General features: G+C 75.7%; 5 protein-coding genes. 1 reads left to right on the top strand and 4 read right to left on the bottom strand.

Translation table 11 applies throughout. The annotated features are described in order from the left end of the window. Positions 1–39: 39 nt before the first annotated feature. Complete coding sequence (locus ACR807_RS29865; RefSeq protein WP_438924784.1) at positions 40–3,285, bottom strand: S8 family serine peptidase; 3,246 nt, start codon at positions 3,283–3,285, stop codon at positions 40–42. Between the two features lie 265 nt (positions 3,286–3,550). Between ACR807_RS29865 and ACR807_RS29860 the strand changes: the two genes are divergently transcribed. Next, the gene (locus ACR807_RS29860) at positions 3,551–5,947 is read left to right on the top strand and encodes a glycoside hydrolase family 9 protein (RefSeq protein WP_438924783.1); all 2,397 of its coding nucleotides are present in this window, start codon (positions 3,551–3,553) and stop codon (positions 5,945–5,947) included. Positions 5,948–5,954: 7 nt separating this feature from the next. On the opposite strand, the gene ACR807_RS29855 is transcribed toward ACR807_RS29860, so the two are convergent. From ACR807_RS29855 to ACR807_RS29845, 3 genes are all read right to left on the bottom strand, one after another. After that, a complete protein-coding gene (locus ACR807_RS29855; RefSeq protein WP_438924782.1) occupies positions 5,955–6,971 on the bottom strand; it encodes a LacI family DNA-binding transcriptional regulator in 1,017 nt (338 codons plus the stop codon). A 165-nt stretch (positions 6,972–7,136) separates the two neighbouring features. Next, entirely contained in the window at positions 7,137–8,069 is a 933-nt protein-coding gene (locus ACR807_RS29850; protein WP_438924781.1) for a DUF6461 domain-containing protein, read from the bottom strand. 111 nt (positions 8,070–8,180) lie between these two features. After that, entirely contained in the window at positions 8,181–8,729 is a 549-nt protein-coding gene (locus ACR807_RS29845) for a galactose-binding domain-containing protein (protein ID WP_438924780.1), read from the bottom strand. Between the last annotated feature and the right edge of the window lie 67 nt (positions 8,730–8,796).

Here is an 8,796-nt window from a genome sequence, read left to right as displayed (position 1 = left end):
GCCGCCAACCGCCTGCCGCCAACCGCCTGCCGCCGGCCGTCAGCCGAGCCGGTAGGCGCGGATCACGGTCTGCCGCAGCTCGCCGCCCCGGTCGTCGGCGGCGTGCACGCGCAGCGAGGCGAACGCCCCCGGCGCGGCCCGGTTGCCCACCAGCGCCGCCCGGCCCAGCACCGGGACCGGCCCCCAGCTCGCCCCGTCGTCGTAGGACACCTCCACGTGCAGGCGGCGCAGCGGCGGGTTGTCCACGCCCCGCTGCTGGTCCACCACCAGGGGCAGCAGCAGCGGCCGGTGCGCGGGCGCGCCGCCCGTGCCGTCCAGCTCCGGGGTGAACCGCACCACCGACATCGGCAGCCGCCGCTCACGGGTGGTCGTGCCCGCGCGGAACGTCCAGTCCACCGAGATGCGCGTGCTGAACTCCGAGACCTCCCGCGCGCGCGTCACCTCGGTCACCGCCCGGAACACGGCGGGACCCGGCGGGACCGCGAACGCGCCGTGCCCGCTGCTGTCGTTCTCGCCCACCAGCTCCCCGTCGCGGTACAGCGCGGTCCGCGCGGACGTGGTCCTGGAGTAGCCCTCGTTGCCCTCCCGGTCGCCGAACAGCGACAGCGACACCGCCACCTCGTTCCCGCTGCGCGTCAGGTTCGGGTAGGCGCCCGGGTACATCACCGGGCCGATCACGGGCGCGCCGAACGACCGGTCGTAGGTCCGGCCCGCGCCGTACCGCTCCTCGTCGGCGCTCATCAGGCCCCCGTCGTCGAAGTACACCGCCCGCCAGGCGGTGTCCGGTGTCGTGTACCTCGTGAACGCGGACGTGGAGGTCACGTCCGCGAAGAAGCTCGGGCCCGCCGTCCCGGACGGCGAGACCACGTGACCGAGCAGACCCCGCTGCCCGCCCGCGGGCCGCGCGGCGATCGTCGTGCGCACCCTCGCCAGGTCCGACGCGCGCGGTGCGCGCGCGAACCCGTCCGGCACCCGGCCCCGCTCGGCCCACCCCAGCCAGTAGGAGCCGGACGGGCCCTCGGAGCGCGCGGACACGAACACGTCCAGCTCGCCGGCGGGCAGCGGCGGTCCCGCGTGGCCGATCCGCGTCCCGGCCGGGAAACCGCCGGGGTGGTGCACGCCCGCGCTCGCGGTGGCCGTGCCGAGCCTGCGCTCGACGACCACGCTGTGCTCGCCGGGCACCGCCGCCGGGTCGGGCGCGACGACCTCCAGCGGCCCCGCCGGACGCGCGTCGAGGACCACGTGCGCCGGCCCCTCCACCCGCAGGTCGGGGCGGGTCACGATGGTGTGCGGGCCCTCCTCCGGACCGAGCAGCGACTGCACCAGGTAGTCGCCCCCGGGCAGCCGCGCGGTGCCGTCCCGCACGTAGGTGTGCGCGCCGGTGACCACGTTCACCAGGGTCGTGGGCCGCCGGTCGCCGGGCGCGCCGGGGTGCTCGAAGGTGACCGGGTGGCTCTCCGCCTCCCGGACCAGCCCGACCGGCGTCCGCAGCACCTCCGCGCCGCCCGCGGTCGCCACCACCGAGCCCGAGTACGCGCCGTCCGCGGCCTCCCGGCGCGCGTCGCCCGTCACCACGACCTCGGCGGTGCCGACCGCCGGCACTGTGACGCGCGCCGGGGACACCGAGAGCACCGGGCGCTCCGCGCCGTCCGGGCCGTGCGCCCGCACCGCCAGGTCCAGCGTGGTCGGCTGCGCGCCGTCGTTGCGGTAGACCAGGGGTTTCGCGAGGGGCACGTCGTCGTCGTGCGGCCACTCCTGCCGGCCGAGGACGACCGACGTCGGCTCGCTGGTGACCGTCGCGGTCAGCGCCGCCGCGATGTCCAACCGGCCCGAGCCCTGCACGTGCACGCCCAGCGCCGGGTTCGGCCGCGCCGAGGCGGTCAGCGCCGCCTTGAGCCGCGCGCCGCTCCACCCGGGGTGCCGCTGCGCCAGCAGCGCGGCGGCGCCGGCCACGTGCGGCGAGGCCATCGACGTGCCGGACAGGGCCGCGTGCCGCTCACCGACCGGTGTGCCGAGCGGTTCGCCGGTGCCCGCCCTGGCCGCGACGACGTCCACGCCCGGCGCGGTGATGTCGGGCTTGACCGCGCCGTCGGCCGGCCTCGGCCCCCGGCTGGAGAACTCCGCCGCCGAGTCGTCGCGCCCCACCGCGCCCACGGTCAGCGCGGCGTCGGCGGTGCCGGGGGAGAGCACGGTGCCCGCGCCGTCCCCGGCGTTGCCCGCCGAGACGACGAACAGCGTGCCGTGGCTCGCCGACAGGGCGTCCACGGCGGCCTCCACCGGGTCGACGTCGTCGCTCGCGGTCAGGCCCAGGCTGATGTTCACCACGGCCGCGCCCCGCTCCGCGGCCCAGCGCATCCCCTCGATGATCGCCGACTCCGGGCAGGCCCCCCGGCGGTCGCACACCTTGGCGTCGAGCAGCCGCGCGTCCGGCGCGACACCCCGGTAGGGGGCGCGGTGCCCCGCGATCGTGGCCGCGACGTGCGTGCCGTGGCCGAAGTGGTCGACGCCGTCCTGCTCGTGGGTGAAGTCCCGCGCGGCGACCTCCCGCCCGACCAGGTCGGGGTGGTCGCCCTCCACCCCCGTGTCGACCACCGCGACGGTCACGCCCGCGCCGGTCAGCGCCGCCGCCCACGCCACCGGTGCCCCGACCTGCGCGGTGCTGCGGTCCAGCAGCGGACGGGCCACCCCGTCCAGCCACACCCTGCCGGCGTCGTCGGGCAGCTCCGGCCACCCGGTCGACTTCGGCACCTCGGCCGCCACCGCGTCCACCGCGGGCAGCGCCCCGGCGACCCGCGCGCCCGGCGGCGGGGGACCGCCGGTGACGATCACCGGCACGGTGTCGCGCAGGCCGTCGTCGTACCCGGCCTCGACCAGCCCGGTGACGTCGAACAGCCGCTGGTCCACCCGGCCCGCGGCCAGTGGCCCGATCACGTCGGCGGGGACCACGCGCAGCCGGCCCGCGTGCCGGGTGACCTGGAACGGGACGCCCTCCCGCGCCGGGCCGGGGGTGATGGAGACGAGCCGGTCGCCGTCGAGGACGACCCGGTCGCCGGTGACGAGCGTGACGGTCTTCCGGTCGCCCGGCGACGCCTCGCGGCCCGCCGTGCCCGCCGCCGCCGTGCCCGCCGCCGCCGTGCCCGCCGCCGCCGTGCCCGCCGCCGCCCACTCCGCTGTCGTGCCCACTGCCGCCATACCCACTGCCGCCATACCCGCTGCCGCCGTGCCCGGCGCCGCCGCACCCGCCAGCACCGCGGTCAGCACCAGCACCACCGATCTTCGTGCCACGGGACCTCCCTGTCCGCTGTCCGGTCCCCAGCCAAGCGGTGCGGCGCGTGTTCAGGTTCGGTCTCCGTGAACTGAACACCGGTTTGTGAACACGACCGCACGAAAATTTCTCGCTCCGCAGAGAACGTTGACCAGAACGCTCCCGGTAGGCCACCATGCAAAGCCGAAGGCGCTCCTCTGGGAGCGCTCCCGGTCCGCAACACTGTCGTTCTGGATCGAGAACATTTCGGCCAGGGTGGCGGCGTGGTCCAAGGAGGATCAGCCCGTGCGCACTCATCACCAGCTCCGCCGGGGGGTGGCGGTCGCGGCGGCCCTGGCGCTGACCGCCGCCGCCCTGGCCCCGCCCACCGCCCTGGCGGCCCCCGACGCCGGCCCCGCGGTCAAGGTCAACCAGGTGGCCTACGTGCCCGGCCTGCCGAAGCAGGCCACGGTGGTCACCAGCTCGGGCTCGCCCGCGTCCTGGGCGCTGCGCAACGCCTCCGGGGCGACCGTGGCCTCGGGGCGGACCGTCGTGCGCGGCGCGGACCAGTTGTCGGGCGACACCGTGCACGTCGTCGACTTCTCGTCGTTCGACGTGCCCGGCGCCGGCTACGTGCTGTCGGTGGCGGGCGCGGACAGCGCCCCGTTCGACATCTCGGCCGACCCGCTCAAGCGCCTGCGCTACGACGCCCTGGCGTTCTTCTACCACCAGCGCAGCGGCACGCCGATCCAGGCGCAGTACGTCGGCGCGCGGTACGCGCGGCCCGCCGGGCACCTCAACGTCGCCCCGAACAGGGGCGACGACGGGGTGCCGTGCCGGGTGTCGTGCGGCTACACCTCCGACGTGCGGGGCGGCTGGTACGACGCGGGCGACCACGGCAAGTACGGCGTGGACACCGGCATCGCCGCCTGGCAGCTGATCAACGAGTACGAGCGCACCCTGCACGTGACCGGCGCGGACCGGGCGGCCCTCGGCGACGGCAGGCTCGCGATCCCCGAACGCGGCAACGGCGTGCCCGACATCCTCGACGAGGCACGGTGGGGCGTCGAGTTCCTGATGCGGATGCAGGTGCCGCAGGGGCGCGCGGACGCGGGCATGGTGCGGCACAAGGTCAGCGACGAGAACTGGACCGCCCTGCCGATGCGCCCCGACCAGGACCCGCAGCCCCGGCTGCTGTCGGCCGTCACCACCGCCTCGACGCTGAACCTGGCCGCCGTGGCCGCGCAGGCCGCGCGGGTGTGGCGCGACGTCGACGCCGACTTCGCCTCCCGCGCCCTGACCGCCGCGCAGCGCGCCTACGCGGCGGCCAAGGCCGACCCCGCGCGCTACGCCGACCCGAACGACGGCAACGGCGGCGGCACGTACGTCGACAACAACGTGACCGACGAGTTCTACTGGGCCGCGGCCGAGCTGTTCACCACCACCGGTGCCGGTGGCTACCGCGGTGACGTGACCGGGTCGCCGCTGTTCCGCGGCCGGGGCTTCGAGCAGGGCGGGTTCGACTGGTGGTGGACCGCCGGGCTGGGGGACACGACGTTGGCCCTGGTGCCCAACGGCCTGCCCGCCCAGGACGTGGCGGCCACCCGCGCGGCGTTCGCCTCCTACGGCGACCGGCTGCTGGGCCAGGCGGCGACCCAGGGCTACCCGGCGCCGGCGAGCGGCTACTACTGGGGGTCCAACGGCGTGGTCGCCAACGCGGCGAACGTGCTGGCGCTGGCGCACGACTTCACCGGCCGGGCCGAGTACCGGGCGGGCGTGTACCAGGCGCTGGACTACCTGTTCGGGCGCAACCCGTTCAACCACTCCTACGTGACCGGCTACGGCGAGCGCGCCACCCGCAACTCGCACCACCGGTTCTGGGCCAACCAGCTGGACGCGTCGCTGCCGACCCCGCCGCCGGGGCTGCTGGCGGGCGGCCCCAACACCGACCTGCAGGACCCGGTCGCGCAGCAGCAGCTGGCGGGCTGCAAGCCCCAGAAGTGCTACCTGGACGACATCAACGCCTGGTCGGTCAACGAGGTGGCGCTGAACTGGAACGCCGCGCTGGCCTGGCTGTCGGCGTGGGCGGCGGAGAAGGCCGGGGCAGGCTCGCCCGCGGACACCACCCCGCCCGGCGCGCCGGCGGGCCTGACCGCGTCGGTCTCGGGCGGCTCGGTGTCCCTGGCGTGGGGCGCCTCGACCGACGACGTCGGCGTGACCGGCTACGACGTCCTGCGCGCCACCGGCACGTCCGGCGCGTTCACCCAGGTCGCCGCGGTGCCGGGTACCTCCTACACCGACAGCGGCCCGGGCGCGGGCACCCACCGGTACCGGGTGCGGGCGCGGGACGCGGCGGGCAACACGTCCCCCTCGTCGGCCGAGGTCTCGGTCACCGTGCAGGGCGGGGCCGGGTGCTCGGTGACCGCCACGACCCAGAGCCAGTGGGGCACCGGCTACGTCGTGCAACCGGTGCGGGTCACCAACACCGGGGCGTCGGCGATCACGTGGTCGGTGGCGTTCACCCTGCCGTCCGGGCACTCGGTCACTGGGTCGTGGAACGCGGCGGTGACCACGAGCGGCCAGGCCGTGACCGCGCGGGCCACCCGGTCGCTGGCACCGGGGGCGACGGCCGAGTTCGGGTTCCAGGCGTCGCGCCCCGACGGGAGCACCGCGCTGCCCTCGGGCTACACCTGCGCGGGCTGAGCGCCCGTCACGGCGGCGGCGCGGTGCTGCCCCGGACGACGAGCTTCGTCGGCAGTTCGACGCGGTCGTTGTCCGGCTCACCGCCCGCCGCCAGGGTCAGCAGCATCCCGGCGGCCTCCGCGCCCATCCGCCGCAGCGGCTGCCGCACGGTGGTCAACGGTGGATCGGACCACTGGGTGAACGCCAGGTCGTCGAAGCCGACCACGCTCAGGTCGTGCGGGACGCGCAACCCCGCCTCGCGCGCGGCGTCGTAGACGCCCAGGGCCTGCAGGTCGTTGGCGGCGAACACGGCGGTGGGCCGGTCGGGCAGGCGCAGCAGCTCGCGCGCCGCGTCGCGCCCGCCGTCGTGGTAGAGGGGCGCGGTCCGCACGAGCTTGCGGTCCTGCGGCACGCCGGCCGCGTCGAGGGCGGCGCGGTGGCCGTCCAGGCGGGCCCGGCAGCACAGGAACTCCGACGGGCCGTTGACCATGGCGATGCGGCGGTGGCCCAGCCCGATCAGGTGACGGGTGGCGACCAGGCCGCCGTTCCAGTTCGTCGCGCCCACCGACGGGATGGAGTGGGTCGGCTCCCCGGTGGGGTCGAGCGCGACCAGCGGGATGGCGCGGCTGCCGAGCTGCGCCAACTGGGCCTCGCTGAACTCGGCGGAGACCGCGATGACGCCGACCGGCCGGCGGGCCAGCATCTGCCGCGCCCACGCGCTCTCCGGCGTGTGACCGCCCTGCATCTCGGTCAGCGTCACCGCCAGCCCGTCCGGGCGGACCGCCTCCTCGACGCCGCGGATGATCTCCAACGCCCACAGGCTGTCCAGGGACTGGAAGACCACCTCGACGATCGGGACCGACTCGACCTTCTCGTTCTTCTGGAAGCCGTGCTCGCGGATCAGCTCCTCGATGCGCCGGCGCGTCCCGTCCGACACGCCCGGTCGCCCGTGGATCACCTTCGACACGGTCGAGGCGGACACCCCGGCCAGGTCCGCGATCCAGGAGACCCGCACCTCACCGCCCGCGCGCCCGTCCACCGCCACGGACGGCAGCCTACGCGAAACGACCCGGTCAACGGATCATGGCCCGGCGGCCCGTCCACCGGCGGGTCCGGGGCGCAGCGGTCGGCCGAGGGGACCGGGCGAGCCGGACCACGTCCGGGCCGGGTGGTGAGTCCACACCGGACGGAAAGGGGCCGTCCGCCGCGGTCAGTCCCGGGGAGGCTGGAGGGCGTCGCCCAGGGCCTGCGCGAGCCACCCGAGGTCGTGGGCACGGCGGACATCGGCCTCGGTCATCCGGTGCCGCGCCCGGTGGTCGTTGAGCGACCAGCTCGCCCGCCTGGACTCGGTGCCCCAGGCGCGGACGTGCAGGCCGAGCGGGCTCTCCGGCGAGACCTCGACGCGCTCGCCGCGCGAGGCCGCCGCGAGCGCGTCGGCGAGGCCCGGCGTGCCGGTCAGGTCGTGCAGGGTCGTGAGCCGCCGCACCTCGGCGACGGCGTCGACGGGGCCGTCGTGACCGGGGCGGCCCGCCGGGGGCCTGCGCGCGTCGCCGAACCACGGCTCGACGTGCGCGCTGAGCAGCGGGCCGGTGAGCGCCTCGAACGAGGGCAGGACGCCGGTGATGAGCTCGGCGATCCGCGGGCAGCGGGCGATGGGGTCGTCGACGTCGTCCTCGTGCGCCGCGCCGAACCCGGCGTCGAGCAGGTGGGGGAGCAGGAGGTCGGGGTCGCTGCCGTGGCGGTACGCGGGGACGACCGGGTCGAACCCGCTGACCAGCTCCCCGTCCACGGCGTACCCGAACGAGTCGGAGGCGTAGTCGTGGCGCAGCACGGACACCGCCTCGGTCCCGTGCGACAGCCCGTCGAGCCGGTGCGAGCCCTCGAAGCCGTTCGGCTCGACCACGACGGTCCACGTGCCCAGCGGCAGCGCCGAGGCCGCGGTGGGGTAGCCCGTGTCGAAGTCGTGCAGCTCGTGGAGGTCGGACAGCGTGCGGACCGCCGCGGTGTCGGGCAGACCGCCCATCCGCCGCAGCGCCTCGGGGCCGTCGACGCCCCGGATGAAGGTCAGGCAGAAGATGTCACCGAGCCCCGGCTCCTGGCCGAGGTGCGCGTCCGCCCAGGAGAGGTCGTCGACACCGGTCACGCGGAACACCCCTCGGGTCGCGGACGGGAGGCGTGCGAGCCCACGCGGGTCGCGCGGCGGGCGGTGGTGCCGGGTCGAGCAGCGACGGTGGAGGTGCCCGACCCGGCCCGGTCAGAAGTCGAAGACCTGGAGCTCGTTGATCCGGACGAAGCCGGGCTGGTGGATCGGGCCGGTCTTGCCGAGGATGCGGATGACGCGCGCGCTGCGCGGCGGGAAGGTGACGGTGACGACCGTGTCGGTGTTGTAGTTGATCGTCGCCAACGTGTCGAACACGTGCTCGTTCTGGACCTGGACGTCGAAGTCGCGCAGCGGGTAGCCGGCCGTCGTGTGGACCACGACCCGGCTGATCGTCTGCGCGGTGGGCAGGGCCACGAACACCCACTGGGCGTAGTTCGGCGGGTAGTAGGCGGCACCGTTGGCGTTCGCCCAGCTGTGCGCGCCGCCGAGGGCGGTGCTGGTGTCGCAGTCGTTGACCCGGGCGGTGGAGTAGCCGGAGAACGTGGACGACGCGGCGGTCGTGCCGGCGCAGGCGTAGTTGGTGCCCTCCGGGGCGGCGGTGGCCGTCGCGGCGGGGACGAGGCAGAGCGCGAGCACCGCGCTCAGGGCGGTCGCGGCCGATCGGGCGACTCTTCGGGTGAACAGACCGGATTTCGCGTTCACGAGGTTCCTCTCGTGGTCGTGCCGGCACCGGTGGGTGCCGGGTCCGGCAAACGCTTCTCCGTCGATC

This window comes from Saccharothrix sabaoui (assembly GCF_051756985.1).
In the GTDB taxonomy this organism is placed as follows: domain Bacteria; phylum Actinomycetota; class Actinomycetes; order Mycobacteriales; family Pseudonocardiaceae; genus Actinosynnema.
This window is presented reverse-complemented; position numbering and strand designations above follow the sequence as displayed.